The 26,084-nt window shown below is 73.5% G+C and carries 27 protein-coding genes; 13 read left to right on the forward strand and 14 right to left on the reverse strand.

Annotation, left to right across the window (positions count from 1 at the left end; translation table 11 throughout):
* The first annotated feature begins 53 nt into the window (after positions 1-53).
* Positions 54-980 (forward strand): AurF N-oxygenase family protein, encoded by a 927-nt coding sequence (locus ABD644_RS11575; RefSeq protein WP_344689024.1) that lies wholly within the window; start codon positions 54-56, stop codon positions 978-980.
* Between the two features lie 15 nt (positions 981-995).
* Here ABD644_RS11575 and ABD644_RS11580 read toward each other — a convergent pair whose 3' ends face one another.
* From ABD644_RS11580 to ABD644_RS11600, 5 genes are all read right to left on the reverse strand, one after another.
* Positions 996-1,811: a TrmH family RNA methyltransferase gene (locus ABD644_RS11580; protein ID WP_344689025.1), complete on the reverse strand. Its 816-nt coding sequence runs from the start codon at positions 1,809-1,811 to the stop codon at positions 996-998.
* A gap of 46 nt (positions 1,812-1,857) precedes the next feature.
* Complete coding sequence (gene rplT / locus ABD644_RS11585; RefSeq protein WP_344689026.1) at positions 1,858-2,241, reverse strand: 50S ribosomal protein L20; 384 nt, start codon at positions 2,239-2,241, stop codon at positions 1,858-1,860.
* A gap of 35 nt (positions 2,242-2,276) precedes the next feature.
* Positions 2,277-2,471 (reverse strand): 50S ribosomal protein L35, encoded by a 195-nt coding sequence (rpmI, locus tag ABD644_RS11590; protein ID WP_344689027.1) that lies wholly within the window; start codon positions 2,469-2,471, stop codon positions 2,277-2,279.
* Between the two features lie 89 nt (positions 2,472-2,560).
* A complete protein-coding gene (gene infC / locus ABD644_RS11595; protein WP_344689028.1) occupies positions 2,561-3,238 on the reverse strand; it encodes a translation initiation factor IF-3 in 678 nt (225 codons plus the stop codon).
* A gap of 217 nt (positions 3,239-3,455) precedes the next feature.
* Positions 3,456-3,944, reverse strand: coding sequence for a PH domain-containing protein (locus ABD644_RS11600; protein WP_344689030.1), 489 nt, complete (start codon positions 3,942-3,944; stop codon positions 3,456-3,458).
* 58 nt (positions 3,945-4,002) lie between these two features.
* On the opposite strand from ABD644_RS11600, the gene ABD644_RS11605 reads away from it, so the two are divergent.
* From ABD644_RS11605 to ABD644_RS11615, 3 genes are all read left to right on the forward strand, one after another.
* Positions 4,003-5,049 (forward strand): MBL fold metallo-hydrolase, encoded by a 1,047-nt coding sequence (locus ABD644_RS11605; protein WP_344689031.1) that lies wholly within the window; start codon positions 4,003-4,005, stop codon positions 5,047-5,049.
* Complete coding sequence (locus tag ABD644_RS11610) at positions 5,028-5,600, forward strand: uridine kinase family protein (protein ID WP_344689032.1); 573 nt, start codon at positions 5,028-5,030, stop codon at positions 5,598-5,600. The genes ABD644_RS11605 and ABD644_RS11610 overlap by 22 nt, the downstream gene beginning before the upstream one ends.
* 78 nt (positions 5,601-5,678) lie before the next feature.
* Positions 5,679-6,794: a uroporphyrinogen-III synthase gene (locus tag ABD644_RS11615; protein ID WP_344689033.1), complete on the forward strand. Its 1,116-nt coding sequence runs from the start codon at positions 5,679-5,681 to the stop codon at positions 6,792-6,794.
* An 80-nt stretch (positions 6,795-6,874) separates the two neighbouring features.
* Here the strand turns inward: ABD644_RS11615 and ABD644_RS11620 are convergent, their stop codons facing one another.
* The gene (locus ABD644_RS11620) at positions 6,875-8,269 is read right to left on the reverse strand and encodes a nitrate/nitrite transporter (RefSeq protein ID WP_344689034.1); all 1,395 of its coding nucleotides are present in this window, start codon (positions 8,267-8,269) and stop codon (positions 6,875-6,877) included.
* Between the two features lie 146 nt (positions 8,270-8,415).
* Between ABD644_RS11620 and ABD644_RS11625 the strand changes: the two genes are divergently transcribed.
* Positions 8,416-9,195, forward strand: coding sequence for a hypothetical protein (locus ABD644_RS11625; RefSeq protein WP_344689035.1), 780 nt, complete (start codon positions 8,416-8,418; stop codon positions 9,193-9,195).
* Positions 9,196-9,212: 17 nt separating this feature from the next.
* Here the strand turns inward: ABD644_RS11625 and ABD644_RS11630 are convergent, their stop codons facing one another.
* From ABD644_RS11630 to ABD644_RS11640, 3 genes are all read right to left on the reverse strand, one after another.
* Entirely contained in the window at positions 9,213-9,644 is a 432-nt protein-coding gene (locus tag ABD644_RS11630; RefSeq protein ID WP_344689036.1) for a hypothetical protein, read from the reverse strand.
* A 103-nt stretch (positions 9,645-9,747) separates the two neighbouring features.
* Complete coding sequence (locus tag ABD644_RS11635; protein WP_344689037.1) at positions 9,748-10,431, reverse strand: class I SAM-dependent methyltransferase; 684 nt, start codon at positions 10,429-10,431, stop codon at positions 9,748-9,750.
* Positions 10,428-11,387, reverse strand: a complete 960-nt coding sequence (locus tag ABD644_RS11640) for an NAD(P)/FAD-dependent oxidoreductase (protein ID WP_344689039.1) — start codon at positions 11,385-11,387, stop codon at positions 10,428-10,430. Before ABD644_RS11640 ends, ABD644_RS11635 begins: the two co-directional genes overlap by 4 nt.
* A 50-nt stretch (positions 11,388-11,437) precedes the next feature.
* Between ABD644_RS11640 and ABD644_RS11645 the strand changes: the two genes are divergently transcribed.
* Positions 11,438-12,031 (forward strand): helix-turn-helix domain-containing protein, encoded by a 594-nt coding sequence (locus ABD644_RS11645; protein ID WP_344689040.1) that lies wholly within the window; start codon positions 11,438-11,440, stop codon positions 12,029-12,031.
* Between the two features lie 26 nt (positions 12,032-12,057).
* On the opposite strand, the gene ABD644_RS11650 is transcribed toward ABD644_RS11645, so the two are convergent.
* From ABD644_RS11650 to ABD644_RS11660, 3 genes are read right to left on the reverse strand one after another with little or no spacing between them, the layout of a single operon-like run.
* Positions 12,058-12,384, reverse strand: coding sequence for a Rieske (2Fe-2S) protein (locus ABD644_RS11650; protein WP_344689041.1), 327 nt, complete (start codon positions 12,382-12,384; stop codon positions 12,058-12,060).
* Positions 12,381-14,921, reverse strand: a complete 2,541-nt coding sequence (gene nirB, locus ABD644_RS11655) for a nitrite reductase large subunit NirB (protein WP_344689042.1) — start codon at positions 14,919-14,921, stop codon at positions 12,381-12,383. Before nirB ends, ABD644_RS11650 begins: the two co-directional genes overlap by 4 nt.
* 20 nt (positions 14,922-14,941) lie before the next feature.
* The gene (locus tag ABD644_RS11660; protein WP_344689044.1) at positions 14,942-17,533 is read right to left on the reverse strand and encodes a molybdopterin oxidoreductase family protein; all 2,592 of its coding nucleotides are present in this window, start codon (positions 17,531-17,533) and stop codon (positions 14,942-14,944) included.
* Positions 17,534-17,679: 146 nt separating this feature from the next.
* On the opposite strand from ABD644_RS11660, the gene ABD644_RS11665 reads away from it, so the two are divergent.
* From ABD644_RS11665 to ABD644_RS11680, 4 genes are all read left to right on the forward strand, one after another.
* Positions 17,680-18,336, forward strand: coding sequence for a GNAT family N-acetyltransferase (locus ABD644_RS11665; protein WP_344689045.1), 657 nt, complete (start codon positions 17,680-17,682; stop codon positions 18,334-18,336).
* Between the two features lie 92 nt (positions 18,337-18,428).
* Positions 18,429-18,785, forward strand: coding sequence for a YciI family protein (locus tag ABD644_RS11670; protein ID WP_344689046.1), 357 nt, complete (start codon positions 18,429-18,431; stop codon positions 18,783-18,785).
* A gap of 8 nt (positions 18,786-18,793) precedes the next feature.
* Entirely contained in the window at positions 18,794-20,011 is a 1,218-nt protein-coding gene (locus ABD644_RS11675) for an RNA polymerase sigma factor (protein WP_344689047.1), read from the forward strand.
* Positions 20,012-20,081: 70 nt separating this feature from the next.
* Entirely contained in the window at positions 20,082-20,519 is a 438-nt protein-coding gene (locus tag ABD644_RS11680; protein ID WP_344689048.1) for an SRPBCC family protein, read from the forward strand.
* 7 nt (positions 20,520-20,526) lie between these two features.
* On the opposite strand, the gene arfB is transcribed toward ABD644_RS11680, so the two are convergent.
* Entirely contained in the window at positions 20,527-20,967 is a 441-nt protein-coding gene (arfB, locus tag ABD644_RS11685) for an alternative ribosome rescue aminoacyl-tRNA hydrolase ArfB (RefSeq protein WP_344689049.1), read from the reverse strand.
* A 90-nt stretch (positions 20,968-21,057) separates the two neighbouring features.
* Between arfB and mmuM the strand changes: the two genes are divergently transcribed.
* Positions 21,058-21,975: a homocysteine S-methyltransferase gene (gene mmuM, locus ABD644_RS11690; RefSeq protein WP_344689050.1), complete on the forward strand. Its 918-nt coding sequence runs from the start codon at positions 21,058-21,060 to the stop codon at positions 21,973-21,975.
* Positions 21,976-22,010: 35 nt separating this feature from the next.
* On the opposite strand, the gene ABD644_RS11695 is transcribed toward mmuM, so the two are convergent.
* On the reverse strand, positions 22,011-22,868 hold the full coding sequence (locus tag ABD644_RS11695) for a glucose 1-dehydrogenase (protein WP_344689051.1): 858 nt from the start codon (positions 22,866-22,868) through the stop codon (positions 22,011-22,013).
* Between the two features lie 116 nt (positions 22,869-22,984).
* Here ABD644_RS11695 and ABD644_RS11700 point away from each other — a divergent pair, with 116 nt between their 5' ends.
* On the forward strand, positions 22,985-25,519 hold the full coding sequence (locus tag ABD644_RS11700) for a DEAD/DEAH box helicase (protein WP_344689052.1): 2,535 nt from the start codon (positions 22,985-22,987) through the stop codon (positions 25,517-25,519).
* On the forward strand, positions 25,516-26,073 hold the full coding sequence (locus ABD644_RS11705; RefSeq protein WP_344689053.1) for a GNAT family N-acetyltransferase: 558 nt from the start codon (positions 25,516-25,518) through the stop codon (positions 26,071-26,073). Before ABD644_RS11700 ends, ABD644_RS11705 begins: the two co-directional genes overlap by 4 nt.
* The last annotated feature ends 11 nt before the right edge of the window (positions 26,074-26,084 follow it).

A 26,084-nucleotide genomic window follows, 5' to 3' on the forward strand; every position in this document is an offset into this window, starting at 1 on the left:
ACAGTAACAGTTACCTTTCCTTCAGCCGTACTCGACGACCGGGGGAACTCGTCATGACCGCAACGCTGCCGTCCACCACCTCCGACCCGACGACCAAGAGATCTGTCGGTCGCCAAGAGCTCTCTACCCGCCTCCTCGGGTCCGCAGCCAAGAAGTCCTACGACCCCGTCGTCGACATCGACTGGACGGCGCCGATCCCTCCGCACCTCTACGGTCTGTCACCCGAGTGGTCGACGCTGTACGGCACGCCGTTGTGGGACGGACTCACCGACGAACAGCGCGTGCGCCTGACCATCCACGAGTACTGCTCGATCTCCGGCGTCGGCATCTGGTTCGAGTGCCTGCTCATGCAGCTGGTGCTCAAGGACATCTACGGCGACGACCCGGCCCAGCCGCACGTCCAGTGGGCGCTGACCGAGATCGCCGACGAGTGCCGGCACTCGGTGATGTTCGCCCGGACGGCGGAGACCTTCGGCGCACCGTCCTACCAGCCGCCGGCCTCGATCCTGCGGCTGGGCACGGCCTTCGTGAAGCGGTTCGACGGGCCGGCCGCGTACGCGGCGATCCTGGTCGCCGAGGAGATCCTCGACATCTTCCAGCGCGACCTGATGAAGGACGAGCGGGTGCAGCCCCTGACCCGCGCGACCAGCCAGATCCACGTCGTCGAGGAGGCGCGGCACATGCGCTTCGCCCGCGAGGAGATCGCCCGGCGCACCCCGGAGCTGTCCCGCTGGCAGCTGCGCAAGCACCGCACCGGGGTGGCCGCCGTGGCCGCGATCGTCGCCGACAACCTCGTGCAGCCGGAGGTCTACGCCTCGGTGGGTCTCGACCCGTCGACGGCGAAGGCAGCGGCCCGCGCCAACGAGCACTACCGCGCCAAGCTGCGCGACGCGTCGACCGGGCTCGTGGCGTTCCTGCGCGGCGTCGGGCTGATCGGCGGGCCCTCCGAGCTGCTCTGGAAACGTGCCGGCCTCGTGTAGGTCAGGCACCGCCCCTCAGCGTTGGGCGAGCTGGGTCGTGTAGAGGCAGATCGCGGCGGCGGCGGCCAGGTTGAGGCTCTCGGCCCGGCCGCGCATCGGGATCCGCACCCGCGCGTCGGCCAGCTGCGCCAGGTCGGCCGGCACACCGCGGGCCTCGTTGCCGAACAGCCAGAGCACCGGGCCGGCGAGCTCGTCGGTCAACTCGTCCAGCGCTGCCTCTCCCCCGCCGTCGGCGGCCAGCACGGTGACCCCGTGCTGCCGCAGCGCAGGCAGCAGCGTCTCGAGCGACGCACCGCGGACGACGTCGACGTGGAAGACGCTCCCCGCGCTCGCGCGCACCGCCTTGCCGCCGTACGGGTCGGCCGACCCGGTACCGAAGACGACCGCCCCGGCCCCGCAGGCGTCCGCCGTCCGCAGCACGGTGCCGGCGTTGCCCGGATCGGCGAGCTCGGCCAGCGCGACGGCCAGGCGCGGCGGGTGGGCGACCACGGCCTCGGCCGGGACGTCGCGCAGCGCGCAGACGGCGACCAGCCCCTGCGGGGTGACGGTCTCCGACAGCCCGGCCGCGGCCTTCTCCGTGACGATCCGCACCGGGACCGTCGTGGACGCGAGCAGGTCGCGGTGGGCGGCGGCCGCGGCGTCGGTGGCGAACACCTCGCGCACGCCGGCCGGGTCGGCCAGCGCCTCGGCGACCGCCTGGCGGCCCTCCGCGAGGAACAGCCCGGCGGCGTCGCGCCCGGCCCGTCGGGTGAGCTTGCGGGCGGCCGCGACCCGGGCCGACCGCTCGGTCAGCGGCTCCCCGTGCGCCGAATGCGACGAACTCGTGGCCATCAGCGCGTGATGACCACGAGTTCGTCGCACTCGTGAGCGGCCGGGATCAGGCGGCCTTCTCCGGCGCCGGAGCGGCGGCGACCGCGGCGCGCGCGGTCTCCACCAGCGCGGCGAACGCGGCCGGCTCGTTGACGGCGAGCTCGGCGAGGACCCGACGGTCCAGCTCGATGCCGGCCAGCTTGAGGCCCTGCATGAACCGGTTGTAGGTCATGTCGTTGAGGCGCGCCGCGGCGTTGATCCGCGTGATCCACAGCTTCCGGAAGTCACCCTTGCGCGCCTTGCGGTCGCGGTAGGAGTACGTCGCGGAGTGGAGGATCTGCTCCTTGGCCTTGCGGTACAGCCGGGACCGCTGACCCCGGTAGCCGCTGGCGGCCTCGAGAGTCGTCCGGCGCTTCTTCTGGGCGTTGACCGCCCGCTTCACGCGTGCCACGTGAGTGCTCCTGTCTTCTCGTCAGTACGGGGCGCTCAGAGGCCCAGCAGCTTCTTCATGTTCTTGGTGTCGGCCGGGGACAGCACGCCGATGCCGCTCACCCGGCGCTTGCGCGAGGACGACTTGTGCTCGAACTTGTGCTGGTTGTTCGTGTGCTCGCGCACGAGCTTCCCGGTGCCGGTCACGCGCACGCGCTTGGCCGTGCCCTTGTGGGTCTTCTGCTTCGGCATTTCCCTCGTCCTGTTCGTGTCTGTCAGTGGGCACGCGGCAGCCCAGGGGCTGCTCCGTGCGCACCGGCGGTCTCGGTGGTGCGGTCGGTTCAGGCGCTGGGCGCCTGCTCCTCGGCCGCGTGAGCCTCGGACGCCGACGCCTTGTCCGCCTTGGCCTGGCGGCGGCCGGCGTCGGTCGCTGCCTGGTTCCGGTGCGGGGCGATCACCATGACCATGTTGCGGCCGTCCTGCTTCGGGTTGGACTCGACGACGCCCAGTTCGGCGACGTCGGCGGCCAGCCGCTGCAGCAGCCGGTAGCCCATCTCGGGGCGGGACTGCTCGCGACCGCGGAACATCACGGTGATCTTGACCTTGTCGCCGCCCTTGAGGAAGCGCTCGACGTGGCCCTTCTTGGTCTCGTAGTCGTGCGGGTCGATCTTCAGGCGCAGCCGCATCTCCTTGATGACGGTGAGCGCCTGGTTCCGCCGGGCCTCGCGGGCCTTCTGGGCGGACTCGTACTTGAACTTCCCGTAGTCCATGAGCTTGCACACCGGCGGCCGGGCCATGGGAGCGACCTCGACGAGGTCGAGCTCGGAGTCCTGGGCCAGGCGCAGCGCTTCGCCGATCGACACGATGCCGACCTGCTCGCCCTCCGGACCGACCAGGCGGACCTCGGGGACGCGGATACGGTCGTTGATGCGGGGCTCGGTGATGGCCTCTCCTCTGCTGCTGCATGGGAGGAGTCGCTGGCCCACCCGGGCGCCGGAGAACGAAGGCCCCGGAAGCATCAGCTTCCGGGGCCCACTCGCCGGTGACGCTCGCCGCGGACGGCGTGCGCTGCGCGAGAATCCGACCGGTGGCCGGCTCCTCGCGATCCGGGGACCTGGACGTCTCGACGACGCCAGGTGGGAGCGGGCTCCTCTTGGATCGACGGCCCGGAGGCCGCCAGTTGGTTCGCGTGCCTCATGGAGGCTCGCCCATGCTACAGCGCCGCGACCCCGCAGGTCATTCCCGGGGGTCGGGGTACAGCAGCGGCGGCGGCTTGGGCCGCTTGGCCTCCGCCGCGGCCAGCAGGGCTCGCAGTCCCTCGACGGCCCGGACGGCGTGCTCGCGGTCGGCCGCCTGGATCGCCAGCAGCGAGACCTCGTCGTCGTTGCGCAGCCGGAGCGTGGCCCACGCGGACTTCCGGTCGAACGCGACCGCCCGCACCGCGTCCCAGGGCAGCTCGTGGGTGAGCGCGATGTTGCGGAACCGGATCCGTTCGGCGTCGGCGTCGACCCGGGACCGGCCGAGGGCGAGGACGCCCGCGCCCAGCAGCAGGGCGAGACCGGCGACGGCGACCTGGTCGACCGCGCCGAACTCGATGACGCCCGTGGAGTTGGACCGCAGCGTCAGGGCGACGAACAGCCCGACGGCGACGACGACGACGGCCACGCCGGCACAGACCAGGCGCATGCGCCGGGGGACGGCGGAGACGGGGGCGGGATCGGGCACCCGTCCATGGTGACAGGGCGGCGTCGGGCCTATGGGGCAACTGGCAGAGTGCGAGGGCGTGGACGTCACCGGCACCGCCCAGCACGACGCGTGGCAGGCGCGCGCGCTGCCCCCCGTGGAGCAGCTGCGCCCCGACCTCTGGTCGATCCCCGTGCCCATGGGCGGCCCGCTGCGCTACGTCACCGCCTACGCGTTCGCACTGGAGGGCGGCGGGCTGGGCCTGCTCGACACCGGCTGGGAGAGCGACGAGGGCTGGACGGCGCTCACCGAGGGGTTGTCCGTCATCGGGGGCGGGATCTCCGACGTGCGCGGGGTGCTCGTCACGCACCTGCACTTCGACCACCTCGGGCTGGCCGAGCGGGTGCGTCGGGCCTCGGGCGCGTGGGTGGCCATGCATCCCGCCGACGCCGGCATCGTCGGCTCGCCGGTGCACCGCGACCCGGCCGCGTCGGTCGCCGCCGAGGTGGCGTTCCTGGTGTCCCTCGGCGCCGACCCCGACGAGGCGGCCGCCGATGTCGGGGACCCGGCGAAGTTCCTCCCGTTCTCCCGCATGGCGATCCCCGACCGGCTGCTGGAGGACGGTGAGCGCGCCGACTTCCCCGGGTGGCGGATGCGCGCCGTCCACACGCCGGGCCACACGCCCGGCCACCTCTGCTTCGCCGAGGAGCGCACCGGGCTGTTCTTCTCCGGCGACCACGTGCTCCCCCGGATCAGCCCCAACATCTCGACCACGCACGACGGGATCGCCGATCCCCTCGGCTCCTACCTGGAGTCGCTGGCGGCGGTCGGCCGGGACGAGCCCGCCGAGGTGTTGCCGGCGCACGAGTGGCGCTTCCGCGGGCTGGGCGACCGCACCGGGCAGCTGCGGGAGCACCACGAGCACCGGCTCACCGAGCTGCTCGACGCCATCCGGGAGCACCCGCGCTCCACGCCCTGGCAGCTGGCGGCGTACCTCACCTGGTCGCGGCCGTGGGACCAGTACGAGCGGCGCATGCGGATCTTCGCCGTCACCGAGACCGACGCCCACCTCCGGCTGCTCGCCACGCGCGGCCTGGTGACCAGCGACGGCGGGCCGGTGCCCACGTGGACGCTGACCCTCCGCTGAGCGTCGCCGCCCTCGCGGCCCGGATCCTCGACGCGCCGCCCCGGCTGGGCGGCACCCGCCTGGTGTGCATCGACGGCCCCGCCGGGTCGGGCAAGACGACCCTGGCGGGCCGGCTCGCCGCCGCGCTCGGCGACGCCGTCGCCGTCGTCCACCTCGAGGACCTCTACGCGGGCTGGACGCTCACCGGCGCCCTCGCCCGGTTGTCCGCCGGCGCGCTGCGGCCGCTGTCCGAGGGACTCCCCGGCGCCCACTCTCGCTACGACTGGCACGCCGGCCGGTTCATGCCCGACCGGGTGGCGGTGCCCGCCGCGCCGGTCCTCCTGGTGGAGGGCTGCGGCAGCAGCCCCCGGGCGCTGGACCCGTGGACGACGCTGCGCATCTGGGTCGAGGCCCCGGTGCCGGTGCGCACCGAGCGGGGGCTGGCGCGCGACGGCGCGAACCTGGCCGCGGAGTGGCGCCGGTGGCAGGACCTCGAGGCCGCCGAGTTCGCCACGCAGGGCACCCGTGCCCGCGCCGACATCCGGGTGGACGGCACCGCCGGGATCGAGTGAGCTTTCCGACAGCTCCCGGAAACATCCCGGCAACGCCGGCCCCGGAGCATGGGGCGACGCCGCCACCGAGGGGGACACATGAGCGATCCGCTCGAGGAGAAGCCCGAGCTGCCCCTGGCCGGCTACACGGTCGCGGTGACCGCGGCCCGCCGCAAGGAGGAGCTGGGGGCACTGCTGGACCGCCGCGGCGCCCGGGTCGTCTACGCGCCGGCGATCCGCATCGTGCCGCTGGCCGACGACGCCGAGCTCGTCGCCGCCACCCGCGAGGTCCTGTCCCGCCCGGTCGACCTGGTCGTCGCCACCACCGGGGTCGGTTTCCGCGGGTGGCTCGAGGCCGCCGACGCGTGGGACCTCCCGCTGGTCGAGCACCTGAAGCCGGCCCGCGTCCTCGCCCGGGGCCCCAAGGCCCGGGGGGCGATCCGTGGCGGCGGCCTGGTCGACGCCTGGTCGCCGGAGTCGGAGTCGTCGGCCGAGGTGCTCTCCCACCTGCTGTCCGGTGCCGAGGGGCCGCTGGAGGGACGGCGGATCGTCGTCCAGCTGCACGGCGACCCGCTGCCCGACCTGGTGACCGGTCTCGGGCAGAGCGGCGCCGAGGTGCTCACCGTGCCGGTCTACCGCTGGGTGCTGCCCGAGGACGTCGCGCCGGTGCACCGGCTGGTCGCCGCCGTGATCGGCGGCGGCATCGACGCCGTCACCTTCACCAGCGCGCCCGCGGCGGCCAGCCTGCTGACGGTGGCCGACGAGCTGGGCCGGCGGGACGCGCTGGTCGCTGCCCTGCAGGACCGGGTGATGGCAGTGGCTGTGGGCCCGGTGACGGCCGGTCCGCTGGACGCCGCCGGCATCCCGTCCTTCCAGCCCCAGCGGGCCCGCCTCGGCGCCCTGGCCCGGGAGGTGGTCGCGCGCCTGCCCGAGCGCGATCCGGTGCTGACCGTCGGGGCGCACACGCTGCAGGTGCGCGGCCACGGCGCCGTGCTCGACGGCGCGCTGGTGGAGCTGGCGCCGGGGCCGATGGCGGTGCTGCGCGCGCTGGCCAGCCGCCCGGGTCACGTCGTCCCCCGGGCCGAGCTGACCGCGTCGTTGCCCGGTGGTGGCGACGGGCACGCCGTCGAGATGGCCGTGACCCGGCTGCGCGCCGCCCTCGGCGCCCCCGTCGTCGAGACGGTCGTGAAGCGGGGCTACCGCCTCAAGCTCTGAGCGGCGAGATCGCCGATCTCGCACACTTTGGGCCCGCAAGGCGGGCGAGATCGGCGATCTCGCCGGGGAGGCTGCTGTTCTCACACCCGGCCGAGCGGGGCCTGCGGGCGCAGGTAGACCACCCAGGTGACCGCGACGCAGACGACGTAGAAGGCGATGAAGACCAGGTAGGCCGAGTCGCCGGTCCCGGTGGTCAGGAACGACTGCCGGAAGGCCAGGTTCACCAGCACCCCGCCGAACGCCCCGATCGCGCCGGCGATACCGATCAGCGCACCGGACATCCGCAGCGCGCGCCGGTCGGCGGCGTCGGCGTCCCCGCCCTCGGCCACCGACTGCAGCGCCTGGGACCGGAAGATCGCCGGGATCATCTTGTAGGTCGACCCGTTGCCGAGGCCGCTGAGCACGAACAGCGCCACGAAGCCGACGACGAACAGCGGGAGCGACCCCACCTGGCTCGCCGTCCAGACGACGGAGGCGCCGACGGCCATCGCGACGAAGTTCCAACAGGTGATGCGCGCACCGCCGAACCGGTCGGCCAGCGAGCCGCCCAGCGGGCGGATGAGCGAGCCCAGCAGCGGGCCGAGCCAGGTGAGCGATGCGGCGGCCAGCGGGGTCGCGAAGGACGCGGCGAACTGGTTCTGCAGCACCTGGCCGAAGGCGAAGCCGAAGCCGATGAACGAGCCGAACGTGCCGATGTAGAGGAACGACATGATCCAGGTGTGCCGCTCGCGGGTGGCCTCGCGCATGGCGCGGGGCTGGTTGCGCGCCGTCGTCAGGTTGTCCATGAGCAGCGCGGCGCCGACGGCGGCGGCCACGATGAACGGGATGTAGACGAGCAGGATCAACCGCGGGTGCTCCGCGCCGGCGGTGGCCAGCACGAGCAGCGCGACCAGCTGGACGACGGGGACGCCGAGGTTGCCGCCGCCGGCGTTGAGGCCGAGCGCCCAGCCCTTGAGCCGGTCGGGGTAGAACGCGTTGATGTTGGCCATCGAGCTGGCGAAGTTGCCGCCGCCCACACCCGCCAGGCACGAGACGACCAGCAGGGTCGGATAGGAGACGCCGGGCTCCAGCACGATCGCCGTCGCGACGGTGGGGACGAGCAGCAGCGCGGCGCTGACGATGGTCCAGTTGCGGCCGCCGAACCTGGCGACGGCGAAGGTGTAGGGCAGCCGCACGAACGCGCCGAGCGCCGTCGGCAGGGTCGTCAGCAGGAACTTCCCGGCCGGGTCGATGCCGAAGACCGGCTCGGGCAGGAACAGCACGAGCACCGACCACAGGCTCCAGATCGAGAAGCCGATGTGCTCGGAGAAGATCGAGAAGAACAGGTTGCGCCGGGCGACGCGCTTGCCGGTCGCCTCCCAGAACTCGGGGTCCTCGGGACGCCAGTCCTCGATCCACCTGCCGGAGTGGCGCGGTGGGGCGGGCGCGGTGGTCGGCGGTGCGCTCGGGGACGGCGTGCGGGTGGGGGCGGCCATGGCGACGACGGTCGCAACGGCCGGTTTCCCCGGCGTCGCCCTGCGGCTGGATTCGTGTTCCGTTTCGCTCACCGCCGCTGACCCGCTGTGGTGAGGGAACCGGCACCGGTGTGCAGGAGCGCGCGCGAACCGACGAAGATCACCGTGTGGACGCGCAACCGGGCCAGCTGCTGGTCGAGTCGGGCGAGCGGATCGCCGGCTCGATGGCACGGTCGGCGGCCGGGCTGCTCTTCGACGCCTCCTCCGCGCGCGTCCGCCTCGACCCCGCCTTGGCGCAGTGCCTGCGGCGGGCGGCGCAGGACGCCGCCGGGCTCGACCAGGGCTTCTGCCGGGAGCAGATCCGGGTCGGCGCCGCGCTCGCGTTCGCCGTCGAGCTGGCGGTCACCCGCACCGCCCAGGGGCGGACAGTGCGCGGCGACGGCTTCTTCGGCGCCGAGCGGGGAGCCGCCGACGAGGTGGCCGAGGCCGCCGTGCTCGCCGCCCGGGTCAGCGCCGAGGAGTGGCGCGTCCGCCACCTGGGCTACCTGATCGCCGAGGCCGCCGTCTCCCCCGACCTCGACGCCGGCGTCGTGGTGCGGGGCCTGGAGCTCGGGAAGTCACTGACCGGGCGGCAACTGGCCCTCCTCGCCGCCGTCGGCCGGCGCGAGCGGTTGCCCCTTCCGATGGCCCCAGCGCTGCCGCAGGACCCGCGCGCCTGGCGCGAATGGGGCGCGCTCGAGGACGTCACCGACCTCCGCCGGCGCGGCCTGCTCGACCCGCCGCCGGCCCAGCCCCGGCCGGGCGGCACGGTGCTCCCCCGCCTGCGAGCCGCCGACCTGCGGCTGACCCGCCGGGGCGTGCTGGTGCACCGCCTGCTCGGGCTCGACCTCCTGCACGAGGACCGCGTGACCGCGGCCCTCGCCGACCTGGGGCTCCCCCGGACCTGACCGCCGCCCGGCGCGGGTCAGCGGGCGCCGAGCGCCCGGACCAGGCTGACGAGGTTCGTGAGGATCCCGATGATCGAACCCACGATGCCCACCCACAGCAGCACGCGGAACACCACCGGCCAGACGTCGGAGTCGCCGAAGTCGAACGGGAAGACCTGCAGCATCCGCACCGCGCCGGCCAGCCCCACGGCGGTGGTGACGACCGCCCCGGCCGCGGTCAGCCAGCGCGGATCGCGGACCAGGTAGACGAGGTTCACCGCGATGCTCGCGACCAGCGAGAGGTCGACCAGCCACAGCACGATCTCGAAGTCCGCGGTCAGGAAGGGCACGACGTCCCAGCCGGGCCAGATGTGGATCAACCACAGGAAGGCCGCGTTGATCGCGATCCCGATGACGTAGCCGACCCGCCTGCCGGCCGTGGTCGACTGCTTGGTCTCCGTCGTCGTCATGGCCCCTCCCGATCGGGTCGGGGATGACGCTAGGGACGAGGCAGGCACCGACGGCAGGGGCCGAGGTCGACAGCCGCCGGGCCGGAAGGCTCGCCGACCTCGGCTACCGCTGGGCTGGCCGGCGGCGGGCCCGCAGGACGGTGTCCGGTACCGGATTGCCGGTGCGCGCGGTGGCCTCCGGGTCGCGGTCGCGGGTCTCGCTGACGACATCGCCCCACTCCGACGGGTCGAGCAGCGCCGCGACGTCCTCCGCGGTGTAGAAGGCCTCGGGGTCGTGCCGGTCCAGCCCACCGCGACCGTGCTCGCCGTCGTGCCCGTGCCCGTGGCCGTGCCCTTCGCCGTGGTCCGCGCCCTCGACGAGCAGATGGCCGACGACGAGGAGGGTCCCACCGGGCGCGACGGCGGCGGCGAGCCGCCGGAACAGCGCGGGACGGTCGGCCCAGGTCGCGTGCAGGTAGTGCGCGGTCACCAGGTCGAAACGGCCCTCCGGCGGCGTCCAGGAGCCCAGATCGGCGTGCACCCATTCGATCCGGTCGCCGAGCCCGCGCGTGGCGGCCTGCGCGGCGGCCCGCTCCAGCGCGACGGTGGAGAAGTCGACCGCGGTGACCCGCCACCCCTGTTCGGCGAGCCACAGGGCGTCGCCACCCTCGCCCGATCCGGCGTCCAGCGCCGTACCGGGCGGCAGCGCGCTCGCCTCGACGACGAGCTGCCGGTTCGGCCGGCCGCTCCACAGCGCCGGAGCAGATCGGTAGAGCTCGTCGTAGGACTCCCGGTCGGTCGCCCTCATACCGCCACGCTCCGATGCGCCGCGACGGCCACGCGGGCGTCCTCGGCGACGAGATCGGCGTTGATCATGGCGCCGGCCCGCAGCCCGGCGGCGGCCGAGACCACCACCTGCGCGCTGAGATCGGAGACGTTGCCCGCCACCCACACGCCCGGCACGGAGGTCGCCCCGGTCGGGTCGGCCGGCACGGCGCTGCCGACCACGTGGCCGGCCATCTCCTGGTCCATCGCCGGGACACCCAGCGCGTCGAGCACGCCGGCGCGTGCGGTGAAGACCGGTGCCACGACCAGCGCCGAGCGCGGCACCACCTCGCCGGTGACGAGGCGGACGCCGGTCAGCCGGTCGTCGGTCACCTCGATGCCGGTCACCTCGCCGTCGACCATCCGGACGCCGAGGGCGGTCAGCTGCTCGGTCTGCTCCGGCGCGAGGCCGGGTCCGCTGTGCAGGAAGAAGACGACGTCCTCGCTGAGCTGCCGGAACAGCAGCGCCTGGTGCATCGCGTTCGGACCGGTCGCCAGGATGCCGATCGGCTGGTCGCGCACCTCCCAGCCGTGGCAGTACGGGCAGTGCAGCACGTCGCGCCCCCACCGGTCGGCCAGCCCGGGCACGTCGGGAAGTTCGTCGACGAGGCCGGTCGCGACCAGCAGCCGGCGTGCCGACACCTCGCGACCGCCGTCGAGCGCCACGCGGAAGGTCCCGTCGTCCTCCCGCCGGGCGGTGCTGACCACGCCGTCGACGACGGTCCCCCCGTACCCGGCCAGTTCGGCCCGCCCGTCGGCGAGCAGGTCCGCGGGACGAGCGCCCTCCCGGCCCAGGTAGTTGTGGATGCCGGCTGCCGGCGCGTTCCGCGGCTGCCCCGCGTCGACCACCAGGACCGTCCGGCGGGCCCGTGCCACAGTCACCGCCCCGGCCAGGCCGGCCGCTCCCCCACCGATGACCACGACGTCGTATTCGCTCATGCCGACACGGTCCACCCGCGCTCGCCGGTTCGACAAGTAGCGTTGCCGGTATGGCAAAGAGATCCGAGCCGCACGTCGACGACGTCCTCGAGGCGGTGGGCCCGCGGCTGCGCGCGCTGCGCACGGAGCGCGGCCTGACTCTGGGGGCGCTGTCGAGCACCACCGGGATCTCGGTGAGCACCCTGTCCCGGCTGGAGTCGGGGCAGCGCAAGCCGACGCTGGAGCTGCTCCTGCCGCTGGCCCGGGCCTACCAGGTGGCCCTCGACGAACTGGTCGACACGCCTGCCGCCGGCGACCCGCGGGTGCGGCAGAGCCCCTTCGAGCACGAGGGCGTGACGATGGTGCCGCTGACCCGGCACAGCGGTGGGCTGCAGGCCTACAAGCAGACCTTCCCGGCGCGGTCGCGGATGGGCGATCTCGAGCAGAAGACGCACGAGGGCTACGAGTGGATGTACGTGCTCTCCGGGCGGCTGCGGCTGCTGCTCGGCCCCCGCGACTTCGTGCTGGCCGCGGGCGAGGTGGTCGAGTTCGACACCCGCGTGCCGCACGCCTTCGCCAACCCGTTCCCCGAGCCGGCCGAGGTGCTCACGCTCTTCGGGCCGCAGGGCGAGCGCATGCACGTCCGGGCCCGCCCCAGGCAGTAGCGGACTTTCTGTACAGAAAGTCCGGCTCAGACTTCGACGACGAGCGTGCCGTCCTCCTCGCGGACCGGGTAGACGCCTATGGCGAAGGCGCCGGCGGTCGAGGCGCCGTCGGACCACCGGTATGCGTACTGGTGCAGCGGGCAGACCAGCACGTCGACGTCGGTCTGCCCGTCGGCGAGCGGTCCGCCGGCGTGCGGGCAGGCCGCCTGGGTGGCGTGCAGCGAGCCGTCGCGCAGCCGGAACACCGCGATCTGGACGCCGCCGGCGACGAAGGCCCGCCCCTCCCCCAGCGGGATCTCCTCGACGCGGCCCACGCGCACCGCGGTCGTCGTCCGCAGGTCGGTGACGCTCATCGGACCGGCACCTTCGGCAGGGCGATCAGGGGCAGCGCCGGTCGGAACTGGCCCGGCGTCGCCGGTTGCTTCGCGTCCTGGCCCCAGGGATCGCGGTAGGCGTCGATCGAGCGCTGGAGGCCGGCGTCGAGGTCGGCGACGATGCCCTCGCTGTCGTCGAGCAGCACCGCCTTGAGGTGGTCCAGCCCGACCCGCGGCACGAAGTCGTAGGTGCGCTCCAGCCAGTTGGCGTTCTCCCGGTAGTACTGCAGGAACCGGCCGGTGAGGGTGAGCACCTCCTCCGGGGAGCCAACGGTCGCCAGCAGGTCGCCCTTGCGCACCGAGGCGCCGGCGGCGCCGCCGACGTAGACCTCCCACCTGCCGGTGCCGACGGCGACGACGCCGACGTCCTTCACGTAGGCCTCGGCGCAGTTGCGCGGGCACCCGACGACGGCGAGCTTCATCTTGGCCGGGCTCTCGATGCCCTGGAACCTCGTCTCGAGGTCGATGCCGAGCTGGGTGGAGTCGCCGAGACCGAAGCGGCAGAAGTCGGAGCCGACGCAGGTCTTCACGGTGCGCATGCTCTTGCCGTAGGCGTATCCCGACGGCATGCCGAGGTCGTCCCACATGGCGGGGAGGTCCTCCTTGCGGACGCCGAGCAGGTCGATCCGCTGGCCGCCGGTGATCTTCACCATCGGCACCTCGTACTTCTCGGCGACCTCGGCGATCTTCCGCAGCTGCGCCGGCGTGGTCACCCCGCCCTTCATCTGCGGGACGACGGAGAAGGTGCCGTCGCGCTGGATGTTGGCGTGCACGCGGTCGTTGATGAACTCGCCGTCCTTCTCCGGGACGAAGTCGACGCCCCAGATCATCTTGAGCAGCGAGGTCAGGCCCATCTTCGACCTGGCGTCCTCGGTGCCACCGGGTGCCAGTGCGGCGAAGACGGCGGACACCGAGCGCAGGTCCTGCTCCCGGATCGCGGCCATCAGCTCCGGCTTGGCCATCGGGATGCCGGGCACGTAGTACGAGGCGGTGGGGTCCTCGGCGAGGTCGCCGTCGGCCGCCCACTCGACGATCTGCTTGACCAGGGACTTGCACGAGCCGCAGCCCTTGCCGGCCCGGGTCGCGTCCATGACCTCGCCGACGCTGCCGCAGCCGTCGGCGACCGCGCCGCAGATCGCGCCCTTGGTGACACCGTTGCAGTTGCACACCTGCGACTCGGCCGGCATCTCGGCGACCGACAACATCCCCGAGGCCGACCCCGCGCCGTCGGACAGGTCGACCAGCAGCTTGATCCGCTCCTCGGGGAGGGCGAGTCCGCGGTCGAAGGCCTGGGTGAGGAAGGCGACCTTGCGGGTGTCGCCGAGCAGGGTCGCGCCCACGAGCCGGTCATCGCGGATGACCACCGACAGGTGCACCCCGCGCCGGGGCTCGGAGATCACCAGGAACTCGTCGTCGTCCCGCTCGGGGGTGTTGATGCCCATGGTGGCGACGTCGACGCCCGCGACCTTGAGCTTCGTCGCCGTCCGGCTGCCGTGGTACTCGGCCGTGGGATCGGTGCCGGTGAGGACGTCGGCGAGCACCGTGGCGTGCTCCCAGGCCGGGGCGACCAGGCCGTAGACCTCGCCGCGGTGCTGGGCGCACTCGCCGATGGCGTAGACGTCGGGGTCGTCGGTGCGCAGCTGGTCGTCGACGACGATGCCGCGCTCCACCTCCAGCCCGGAGCGGACGGCGATGTCGGTGTTGGGCCGGACCCCGGCGGCGACCACGAGCAGGTCGGCGTCCAGACGCCGTCCATCGGCCAGGCCGACGCCCTCGACGTGGTCGGTGCCGAAGACCTCGGTGGCGAAGACGTCGAGGTGCACGCTGATGCCGAGCGACTCGACGCTCCGCTCGAGGACAGCTCCGGCCTCCGGGGAGAGCTGCATGTTCATCAGGTGGGGCATCGCGTGCACCAGCTCGACCTGCAGCCCGTGGCCCTGCAGCGCGCGGGCCGCCTCCAGCCCGAGCAGCCCGCCGCCCATGACGACGGCCTTCCGGCACCGGCCGACGGCGTCGAGCATCGCCCGGGTCTCGTCGATGGTGCGGAAGCCGTGGACGCCGGGCCGCAGCTCGCCGTCGTCGGTGCGGACGCCCGTCATCGGCGGGATGAACGAGTAGCTGCCGGTGGCCAGGACCAGGTGGTCGTAGGGCGTGGCGGTGCCGTCGGCGGCGTAGACGAGCTTGGCGGCGGTGTCGATCCGCGTCGCCAGGACGCCGGCGCGCAGGGTCACCCCGTTGTCGGCGTACCAGTCGTGGCTGTTGAGGACGATGTCGTCCTCGTGCTCCTCGCCGGCGAGCACCGGCGACAGCATGATCCGGTTGTAGTTGCCGTGCGGCTCCTCGCCGAAGACGGTGATCCGGAACTGCTCGCCACCGCCGCGCTCGAGCACCTCCTCGACGAAGCGCGCGCCGGCCATGCCGTTGCCGACCACGACCAGCCGCGCGCGGGTGTCGAGGTCGTCGTCGAACCTCAGGGACGTCAGGCCTTCGGGACGGCCGCCCAGGATTGCCGTCATCTCCCGACCCAGCCCGCCCACTAGACCTCCACCAGCCCGAGGTCGACGACGAGCTCGCCGGTGACGCCCTCGGGAGCGGCGGCGTGCAGCTCGACGACGGTGCCGCCGGGCAGGTCCTCGACGACCCGGAGCGGCACGTGCACGTCGCCCTTGGCGGCGATCGGGAACCAGCGCATCGGCTCGCCGTCGCGGACCAGCAGCACGTAGGCCAGCTCGCCGGTGGAGTTGCCGCCGCGGAAGTAGAGGGCCTGGGCGGCCTTGCCCGTGGGCACGGTGTAGCGCAGCGCGGGGTCGAGCGGGCCGGGCTTGGTCAGGCCCTCCCCGGTGATCGGGAAGACGCCTTGCAGGAAGCGGGGGGTGCTCTTCACGCGGGTGCTCCTCGGTGCGGTGCGGTTCGGGGCCAGGGGCTGGGTGGTGGCGGGGAGTCGGTGCGGGACAGGTCGTGGCTGGCCGGCCGCGGCCGGGGGCGGGATGCGTTCCTCCGGTCCGCCGACCCGGGTGACGGCGACCGCGCAGACCTTGAAGGCCGGCATCCGGCTGGTCGGGTCCAGCGCGGGGTCGGTGAGCGCGTTGGCACTCGAGGCGCCGCCCCAGTGGAAGGGCGCGAAGACGACGTCGGGCCGGATCGCGTCGGTGACGTGCGCGTGGAACCGGGCCCGGCCGCGGCGGGTGGCGAGCTCGACGACGTCGTCCGGGCCGATGCCGAGGCTGCGCGCCAGGTCGGGGTGCAGCTCGGCGCGGGCGGTCGGCGCGACCATCGCCAGGCTGCGGGTCCGCCGGGTCTGCGTTCCCGACTGGTACTGCGCCATCACCCGGCCGGTGGTGAGCACGTACGGGTACTGCGCGTCAGGCTTCTCGTGGGCCTCGACGTGCTCGACCCGCAGGAACCGGGCGCGACCGTCGGGGGTGGCGAACCGGTCGGCGAACAGCCGCGGGGTGCCGGGGTGGTCGGTCGACGGGCAGGGCCAGAAGACGCCGTCCTCGGCGTCGATGCGCTCGTAGCTGATGCCGGCGTAGTCGGCCGTGCCGCCGGCGCTGGCCCGGCGCAGCTCCTCGAAGACCGTCTCGGGGTCGGCGCTGAACCTGTCCCCGGCACCGAGGCGGGCCGCGAGGTCGGCCAGCAGCCACAGGTCGTCGTGCACGCCGTCCGGCGGGGCGAGGGCGCGGCGCCGGCGGATCACCCGGCCCTCGAGGTTGGTCATCGTGCCGTCCTCCTCCGCCCACATGGCGCTGGGCAGGACGACGTCGGCGAGCTCGGCGGTCTCGGAGAGGAAGAAGTCGCTGACGGCGAGGAAGTCGAGGTCGCCGAGCCGGCTGATGACCCGGCGGGCGTCCGGGGCGCTGACCGCCACGTTCGAGGCCAGGACCAGCAGGGTGCGGACGCCGCCGTCGGTGCCGAGCCGGTCGAGCAGCTCGAAGGCGCTGCGCCCGGGCATCGGCAGGTCGTCGGGATCGATGCCCCAGACGGCGGCGACGTGGGCACGGGCGGCGGGGTCGGCGAGGCTGCGGTAGCCCGGCAGCTGGTCGGCCTTCTGCCCGTGCTCGCGGCCGCCCTGCCCGTTGCCCTGCCCGGTCACGGTGCCCCAGCCGCTGCCCGGGCGTCCGGGAAGCCCGAGGGCCAGCGCCAGGTTGATCCACGCCTGCGCGGTGTCGGTGCCGCTGCGGTGCTGCTCGGCGCCGCGGGCGGTGAGCACGATCGCCTTCTCCGCGCGGGCCAGCGCGAAGACGGTGCGCCGCTGGTCGGCGACCGGCACGCCGGTGAGCCGCTCGACCCGGTCGGGCCAGTAGGCCGCCACGCCGGCCTTCGCCTCGTCGAATCCGGTGGTGCGGTCAGCGACGTACTGCTCGTCGACCAGGCCCTCGGCGATCGCGATGTGCAGCAGGCCGTTGGCCAGCGCGAGATCGGCGCCCGGCAGCAGCTGCAGGTGCAGGGCGGCGTTGCGGGCGGTGGCGGTGCGCCGGGGGTCGACGACGACGTGCTGCGCGCCGCGGGCGCGGCCCTCGTCGAACCACTGCATGGCCGGGGGCATGGTGTCGGCCGGGTTGCTGCCGACGAGGACGACGACGTCGGCCGCGGCGAGGTCGGAGAGCGGGAACGGCATGCCCCGGTCGATGCCGAACGCCCGGGTGGCCGCTCCGGCGGCCGAGGACATGCAGAACCGGCCGTTGTAGTCGACGGCGCTGGTGCGCAGCGCGACCCGGGCGAACTTGCCGAACTGGTAGGCCTGCTCGTTGGTCAGCGAGCCGCCGCCGAAGCAGCCGACGGCGTCCCGGCCGTGCCGAGCCTGCGTGCGCCGGATCGCGGCGGCGACGAGGTCCAGCGCGGCGTCCCAGGTGGACTCGACCAGCGGGCTGGTGCGGTCGCCGGGGACGGCGCGGACCAGCGGGCGGAGAAGCCGCTCGGGGTGGTCGAGCAGCTCGGTGGACGACCAGCCCTTGGAGCACAGCCCGCCCCGGTTGGTCGGGAAGTCGAGCGGGACGAGGGTGGCCGGGCGGTCGCCGGCGGTGACCGCCATGCCGCACTGCAGCGAGCAGTAGGGGCAGTGGGTGTCCGTCGTCCTGGTGCCTCCCACGCTCCGCGCGGCGGAGTCGGGCACGGCGGCGGCGGGCATGGCACGAGGGTGCGTGGTCGGGGTTTCCCATCCGGGGCACCGGCGTCAACGCTGCGTTCCGTCGTCCTCACGCCGTCCGCGGGGCCGTTGTGCGCTCCGACCCTCCACCGCAGTGGTCATGTTGGCGGACCGGCGAGAATGGGCGCGTGACCTCGCGCCGCCCGACCATCCAGCGGATCGACGACCCGGACGAGGAGGGGCCGGACGTCCGGCTCGCCGAGCAGCGCGACGTCCCCCGCATCGCCGCGACCCTCACCGTCGCCCTCGGCGACTCCCGCTGGACCCGCTGGGCGCTGCCCGACGACGGCCGGATGCAGCGGCTCACCCGGCTGCACGAGCTCGACGCCGGTCACCGCGGGGTCGCCACGCGCAGCGCCTGGGTCACCGAGGACGTCGACGCCGTCGCGGTGTGGGAGCCGCCCGCCGGCACCGCTCCCCTGCCGGACGACGTCGCCGCTGCGCTGGCCCGTGAGTTGCCCTACCTGCGGGCCGATCGCGCCTCGACCGTCGCCGAGACCGAGGCCATGATCGGCGCCGCCCGGCCGGAGGAACCGCACTGGTGGCTGGCGCACCTGGGGGTCCGCCCGTCGGCGCGCCGACGCGGGCTGGCCGCCGCCGTCCTCGCCCCCGCCCTGGTCCGGTGCGACACCGATCGCACGCTGGCGGCCGCCGCCGTCTTCTCCTGGGCCAACGTGCGCTTCCTGCGCGGGTTCGGCTTCGAGGTCCGGGTCGAGACCCGGACGGCGGACGGCGATCTGCCGCTGTGGGTCCTGGTGCGGCAACCTCAGCGCCTGATCGGCTGAACACGCCCGGAGCTGTCGATCCGGCCGCCCCCCGTTCGTACAGGGGGTGAGCGACCGGCACGAGGCCGGGAGCGGAGCCCGAGGAGGACGAGATGCCGCGCTACCTGATGACCGTCGTCGAGCCGAGCACCGGCGAACCCCCCACCGCGGAGGCGCTGGAACAGATCATGAAGGACGTCGACGCCGTCCACCACGAGATGCAGGACGCCGGCATCTGGGTGTTCGGCGGCGGACTGCACCCGCCGGGCACCGCGACCACGCTGCGTCCGGCCGACGGCGACATCCTGATCGTCGACGGGCCGTTCATCGAGGGGAAGGAGCACGTCGGCGGGTTCTCCATCATCGACGTCCCGGACCTCGACACCGCGCTCGGGTGGGGTCGCAAGCTCGTGCGCGCGACCACCATCCCCATCGAGGTCCGCCCGTTCTACGGGGACTCCGACAGCTGAGCCCCGGTGTGAACCCCGCACCCGCGGAGATCGACCGTGTGTTCCGCGAGCACTACGGGAAGGCGGTCGCGGTCCTCACCCGCCTCCTCGGGGACATCGACACCGCCGAGGAGGCGGTGCAGGACGCCTTCCTCACCGCCGTGCAGCGCTGGCCGGCCGACGGGGTGCCGCCGAGCCCGCCGGGCTGGATCGTCACGACCGCCCGCAACCGGGCGATCGACCGCCTGCGCCGCGAGTCCACTCGCGCCGGCAAGTACGCCGAGGTCGCGCGGCTGGTCGGTGATCCCGAACCGCAGGAGGTGGGCCCCGTGCAGGACGACCTCCTGCGGATGGTGTTCACCTGCTGCCACCCGGCGCTGGCACTGCCCGCCCAGGTCGCGCTGACCCTCCGGCTGCTGGGCGGGCTGACCACCGCGGAGATCGCGCACGCGTTCCTCGTGCCCGAGGCGACGATGGCTCAGCGGCTCGTGCGGGCGAAGGGCAAGATCCGGAACGCCCGCATCCCGTACCGGGTGCCGAGCGAGGCGGAGCTGCCCGACCGGCTGCGCGCCGTCCTCGCCGTCGTCTACCTGGTCTTCACCGAGGGTCACAGCGCCACGTCCGGCGACCGGCTGGTCCGTGAGGACCTCTGCGCGGAGGCGATCCGGCTCGGCCGGCTGTTGGCCGACCTGATGCCCGACGAGCCGGAGGTCGCCGGCCTGCTGGCCCTGATGCTGCTGACGGAGTCGCGTCGCCCGGCGCGGACGGGACCGGACGGCGAGCTGGTGCTGCTGGCCGACCAGGACCGATCGCTGTGGTCGCGGGAGCTGATCGACGAAGGCCAGGAGCTGGTGCGGCGCTGCCTCCGGCGGGATCAGCCGGGGCCCTACCAGGTGCAAGCCGCGATCGCCGCCGTGCACAGCGACGCCGCCACCGCGGGCGCCACCGACTGGGGTCAGGTCGTCGTGCTCTACGACCAGCTGATGGCGCTGACCCCAGGCCCGGTGGTCGCGCTGAACCGGGCGGTCGCCGTCGCCGAGGTCGCCGGGCCGGCGGCGGGGCTGGCACTGGTCGACGAACTCGACCTCGGGCACCACCACCTGTTCCACGCCGTCCGGGCCGACCTGCTCCGGCGGCTGGGCCGGAACCCGGAGGCCGCCGCGGCCTATGACGCGGCCCTCGCGCTCGCCGGCAACGAGCGTGAACGCGTCTTCCTGGAGCGGCGCCGCGATGAGTTCCGGCCCTGATCGCGTCCCGTGAAGGTCACCGTGCACCTCCAGCAGCGATCGAGCCGACGCACGCCCTACCGTGGGGCGCGTGGCCCACATCGCAGGCGAGGTGCACATCGACGCCCCCATCGGCACGGTGTTCGACGTGGTCGCCGACTCGCGCAACGAGCCGACCTACAACCCGGCCATGACCCGGGTCGAGCTGCTCACGCCGGAGCCGATCGGGACCGGGACGCAGTTCCGCGCGTACATGGGTAAGGCCGGCACCCCGATGCTCGTCGAGCTGACCACGGTCGAACGTCCCCACCTGCTGGCGTCGCGCACCACGAGTTCCCTGATGGAGACGTCCGGCACGCTGTCGTTCACCGAGACCGACGGCGGCACGACGATGCGCTGGGACTGGCAGGTGCGGGCCAAGGGCTGGCACCGCCTGCTCACCCCGGTGTTCGGGCTGGTCGGCGGCAAGATGGAGCACAGCATCTGGAACGGCCTCAAGCGGCACGTGGAGAGCGGCCGGGCGAGCTGACCGGCGATCAGTCCCAGGAACGCCGCTGCTTCTTGAGCTGCCCCCGCTGCTTCTTCGCCTCGATCCGGCGCTCCTGGGAGCCGCGCGTCGGCTTGGTGCGCCGGCGGGGCCGGGGCGGCGCCGCGAGTGCGGCGCGCAGCACGGCCGCCAGCCGCTCGCGGGCTGCCTGCCGGTTGCGCAGCTGCTGGCGGTGCTCGCTGGCGACGATGGTGAGGACGCCGTCGACGAGTCGGGTGCCCAGCCGTTCGGTCAGCCGCTGCCGCTGCGTCTCGCTCAGCCCGGGCAGCTCCAGGGGCGCGACGGAGAGCTCCACCCGGGAGTCGGCGGTGTTCACGCCCTGCCCACCCGGTCCGGACGAGCGGGAGAACCGCCAGTTCAGGGCCCCGGCGGGGACGACGAGGGAGCCGGTGACGGGCAGGTCACCGGCGGCGTCGTCGGTCGCAGCCACGCGACCAGTCTGACCGACGCCCCCGCTCCCGACGATCATGGAGGCCCGGTGTCCACCCCTCGCGTTCCCGGGCGGGCGGAGGATCGAGGCATGCGATCCCTCGCCTCCGCTCTCGCCGCCGGCACGGTGCTGCTCGACGGCGGCCTCTCCACCCGGCTCGAGGCGCGCGGACACGACGTGAGCTCCGCGCTGTGGTCGGCCCGACTGCTGCGTGACGACCCGGCCGCGATCGTCGCCGCCCACGCCGCGTTCGCCGCCGCCGGAGCTCAGGTGGCGACGACGGCGAGCTACCAGGCCACGCTCGAGGGATTCGCGACCACAGGCGTGAGCCGGCGCCGGGCGGAGGCGCTGATCGAGCGGTCGGTGATCCTGGCCCGGGAAGGGCAGGGCGAGGGCTGGGTCGCAGGGTCGGTCGGCCCGTACGGCGCGATGCTGGCCGACGGGTCCGAGTACACGGGCGCCTACGTCTCCGAGGTCGACATCCGCGCCCTCCGAGCGTTCCACCGGCCGCGGATGGAATTGCTGATGGGAGCCGGCGCCGACGTCCTCGCCTGCGAGACGGTCCCGGCAGCCGCGGAGGCGGGGGCGCTGGTCGCGGAGGCCGTTCACCTCGGTGTGCCCATCTGGCTCTCGCTCACGACCGTGGTCGACGACGACGGCGTCGTCCGCACCCGACGCGGGGAACCCGCCGCCGACGTCTACGCGCTGGTGGCCGACGTCCCCGAGGTCGTCGCGGTCGGCGTCAACTGCACCGCCCCCGCGGCAATCGGGCCCACGGTGGCCGCGGCGGCCGTCGCCGGGAAGCCGGTCGTCGTCTACCCGAACAGCCGTGAGGTCTGGGACGCCGTCGGACGGCGGTGGACGGGGTCGCCGGGGATCTCACCGGACGACGTCCCCGGCTGGGTCGCCGCCGGTGCCCGCCTCGTCGGCGGCTGTTGCCGCGTCCGCCCAGAGCACATCGCAGCCCTCGCCGCCGCCCTCCCCTCAGCTTTCGGTACCGAAAGCTGACGCCCACGGCGCAGCTTTCGGTACAGAAAGCGTGTTCAGAGGATGGGCTTGCCGCCGGTCACGGCGATCCTGGCGCCGGAGATGTAGCTCGCCTCGTCGCTGGCCAGCAGCACGTAGACCGGCGCGAGCTCGGCCGGCTGCCCGGCGCGGCCCATCGGCACCTGCTCCCCGAAACCTTCCACCTTGTCCGGCGGCATGGTGGCCGGGATCAGCGGCGTCCAGACGGGGCCCGGCGCGACGCTGTTCACCCGGATGCCCTTCTCGGCGAGCATCTGGGCCATCGACGCGCTGAAGTTCGCGATCCCGGCCTTGGTCATCGCGTACGGCGCCAGGTGCGGGCTGGGCTGGTCGGAGTTCACCGACGACGAGTTGATGATCGATGCGCCGGGCTGCATGTGCGGGAGCGCGTCCTTGGTCAGCGTGAACATCGCCGACAGGTTCACGGCCAGCGTGTAGTCCCACTCCTCGTCGCTGACCTCGTCCAGCGAGTCGTGGCTCATCTGGTACGCGGCGTTGTTGACCAGGACGTCGACCCTGCCGAACTCCTCGACGGCCCTCGGGATGATCGTCTTGCAGTGCGCGCGGTCGGAGAGGTCACCGGCCACGAGCACGCAGCGGCGGCCGGCCTCCTCGACGTACTTGGCGGTGTCCTGCGCGTCCTCGTGCTCGTTCAGGTACGAGATGAGGACGTCGGCGCCCTCGCGCGCGAACGCGATCGCCACGGCCCGGCCGATGCCGCTGTCGCCGCCGGTGATCACGGCGACCTTGCCGGTGAGCTTCCCCGACCCGCGGTAGCTCTCCTCGCCGTGGTCGGGCTTCGGCGTCATCTCCCCCAGCACGCCGGGTGGCTCCTGCTGCTGGGCGGGCTGGCTCTCGGGACGGGGCTCGGACACGGGACCTCCTGCGCAGTCGTCTCGACTCGTCGCCGTCCGCCTACCCCGGGCGCGCCCGCCGGAACCGGACCACCTGGCGCGGACGGGGACCCTCGTCAGGCACGCTGTTCTCCACGATGACCACTCCCCTGCTCGACGACGCCGCCGCCCTCGACGCCCTCCGCGCCGGCGGCGCCGACCCCGACGAGCTGTTCGCCTCCTTCGCCGCGTGGGCCGCCGACGCCGGCACCGTGCTCTACCCGGCACAGGAGGAGGCACTGATCGAGCTCGTCAGCGGCGCCAACGTCGTCCTCGCCACGCCCACCGGGTCGGGCAAGTCGCTGGTTGCGACCGGCGCGCAGTACGCGGCGCTGGCCGCCGGCCGGCGCAGCTACTACACCGCCCCGATCAAGGCGCTGGTCAGCGAGAAGTTCTTCGCCCTCTGCGGCGTCTTCGGCGCGGCCAACGTCGGCATGCTCACCGGCGACGCCGCCGTGAACCGGGACGCCCCGATCATCGCCTGCACTGCCGAGGTGCTCGCCAACATCGCCCTCCGGGAGGGTGCTGACGCGGACATCGGCCTGGTGGTCATGGACGAGTTCCACTTCTACGGCGACCCCGACCGCGGCTGGGCCTGGCAGGTGCCGCTGCTGGAGCTGCCGAAGGCCCAGTTCCTGCTGATGAGCGCCACGCTCGGCGACGTCACGTTCCTCCGCGAGGACCTCACCCGCCGCACCGGCCGGCCCACGGCGCTGGTGGCGCACGCCGAGCGCCCGGTGCCGCTGCACCACTACTACGCGACGACGCCGATGCACGAGACGATCCAGGAGCTGCTCGACACCGGCCAGGCGCCGATCTACGTCGTCCACTTCACCCAGGCCTCGGCGCTGGAGCGGGCACAGGCGCTGATGAGCGTCAACGTGTGCAGCAAGGAGGAGAAGGCCGCGATCGCCGACATGATCGGGGGCTTCCGGTTCTCCTCAGCCTTCGGGACGACGCTCTCCCGGCTGGTCCGTCACGGCATCGGCGTCCACCACGCGGGGATGCTGCCCAAGTACCGGCGGCTGGTGGAGCAGCTCGCGCAGGCCGGCCTGCTCAAGGTCATCTGCGGCACCGACACCCTCGGCGTCGGCATCAACGTGCCGATCCGGACCGTCGTCTTCTCCGCGCTGTCCAAGTACGACGGCACCCGCACCCGGCTGCTCCAGGTGCGCGAGTTCCACCAGATCGCCGGCCGCGCGGGGCGGGCGGGCTTCGACACCGCCGGCACCGTCGTCGTCCAGGCGCCCGAGCACGAGGTCGAGAACCTCAAGCAGTTCGCGAAGGTCGCCGACGACCCGAAGAAGCGGCGCAAGCTCGTGCGCAAGAAGGTGCCCGACGGCATGGTGCCGTGGAGCGAGTCGACGATGAACCGGCTGGTCGAGGGCGAGCCCGAGAAGCTGACCAGCAACATGCGGGTGACGACGGCGATGGTCCTCGACGTCGTCGACCGGCCCGGGGACCCCTTCGTGGCGATGCGGCGGCTGCTGACCGAGAACCACGAGCCGCGCAAGAAGCAGCTGCAGCACATCCGCGAGGCGATCGGCATCGCCCGATCGCTGCTGCAGGCCGGGGTCCTGGAGCGGCTGGCCGAGCCCGACGCCGACGGGCGCCGCTACCGGCTGACGGTGGATCTGCCCCCGGACTTCGCGCTCAACCAGCCGCTGTCGACCTTCGCGCTGGCCGCCATCGACCTGCTCGATCCGGACAGCGACACCTACCCGGTCGACGTCGTCTCCGTCATCGAGGCGACCCTCGACGACCCCCGCCAGATCCTGGCCGCGCAGCTGAACAAGGCCAAGGGCGAGGCGGTCGCCCAGATGAAGGCCGAGGGCATCGAGTACGACGAGCGGATCGCGCTGCTCGAGGACGTCACGTATCCGAAGCCGCTCGAGGAACTGCTGGAGATGGCCTTCGAGGTGTACGTCCGCACGAACCCGTGGGCCGCCGACGCGCACCTGTCGCCGAAGTCGGTCGTCCGGGAGATGTGGGAACGCGCGTTCACCTTCCGCGAGTTCGTCAACACCTACAGCCTGACCCGGTCCGAGGGTGCGGTGCTGCGGTACCTGTCCGACGCGTTCAAGGCGCTGCGCTCCGGCGTCCCGGCCGCGGCCCGCACGGAAGAGGTCACGGACCTGGTCGAGTGGCTCGGTGAGCTGGTGCGCCAGGTCGACTCGTCGCTGCTCGACGAGTGGGAGCAGCTCACCTCGCCCGACCAGCCGCACGACGTGCCGGTCGCCGTCCCGGCCCGGCCACGGCCGCTGACCGGCAACGAGCGGGCGTTCACCGCGATGGTGCGCAACGCCCTGTTCCGCCGGGTGGAGCTCATCGCGCTGCGGCGCTGGTACGACCTCGGCCTGCTCGACGCCGAGTCCGGCTGGACCGCCGACCGCTGGGAGGAGGTGGTGCGCGGCTACTTCGCCGAGCACGCCGAGCTGAACACCGGCGCCGACGCCCGCGGGCCGGCCCTGCTGATCTGGGACAAGCAGCCCGGTGTCTGGCGGGTGCGGCAGATCCTCGACGACCCCGACGGGAACCACGACTGGGGCTTCGACGTCGAGGTGGACCTCGAGGCCTCCGACGAGGCCGGCACGGCCGTGCTGCGGCTGGTCGAGGCCGGGCGGCGCGATTGACCGAGCACCTCACGACGGCGCGGCTCCGGCTCGACGCCGTCGTCCCTGCCGACCTCGACGAGCACTACCCCCTGCTGGCCGATCCCGGTGTGTGGGCGCACTACCCGTCCGGCCGGCACACCGACCCGCAGCAGACGGCGGTCGGCATCGAGCACGCCGTGGGCCACTGGGCGCGCGACGGGCTCGGCTACTGGACGGCGCGACTGCGCACCGACGGCACTGTCGTCGGCACCGGTGGATGCGCCCGCCGGGCCGGCACCGAATGGTGGAACCTGTACTACCGGTTCACGCCCGCCGTCTGGGGTCAGGGGCTGGCCGCCGAGCTGGTGGCCGCCGCGCTGGACTGCGCCCACGCCGTCGCCCCCGAGCGGCCGGTGGTGGCCTACCTGCTCGAGCACAACGAGCGGTCGCGGGGGCGGGCCGAGAGGTCAGGCCTCTCGCCGGTCTGGCGCGGCCCAGACGCCGGCAACCCCGACCCTGCCGCCGTCCGCCTCGTCTACGCCGACCGCCCGCTCGACCCCGACCTGTTGGCCCGCGTGATCGCCATGCCCTGACATTTGCCGAA

Origin of the sequence: Blastococcus jejuensis (genome assembly GCF_039534705.1) — a bacterium.
Taxonomy (GTDB): Bacteria; Actinomycetota; Actinomycetes; order Mycobacteriales; family Geodermatophilaceae; genus Blastococcus_B; species Blastococcus_B jejuensis.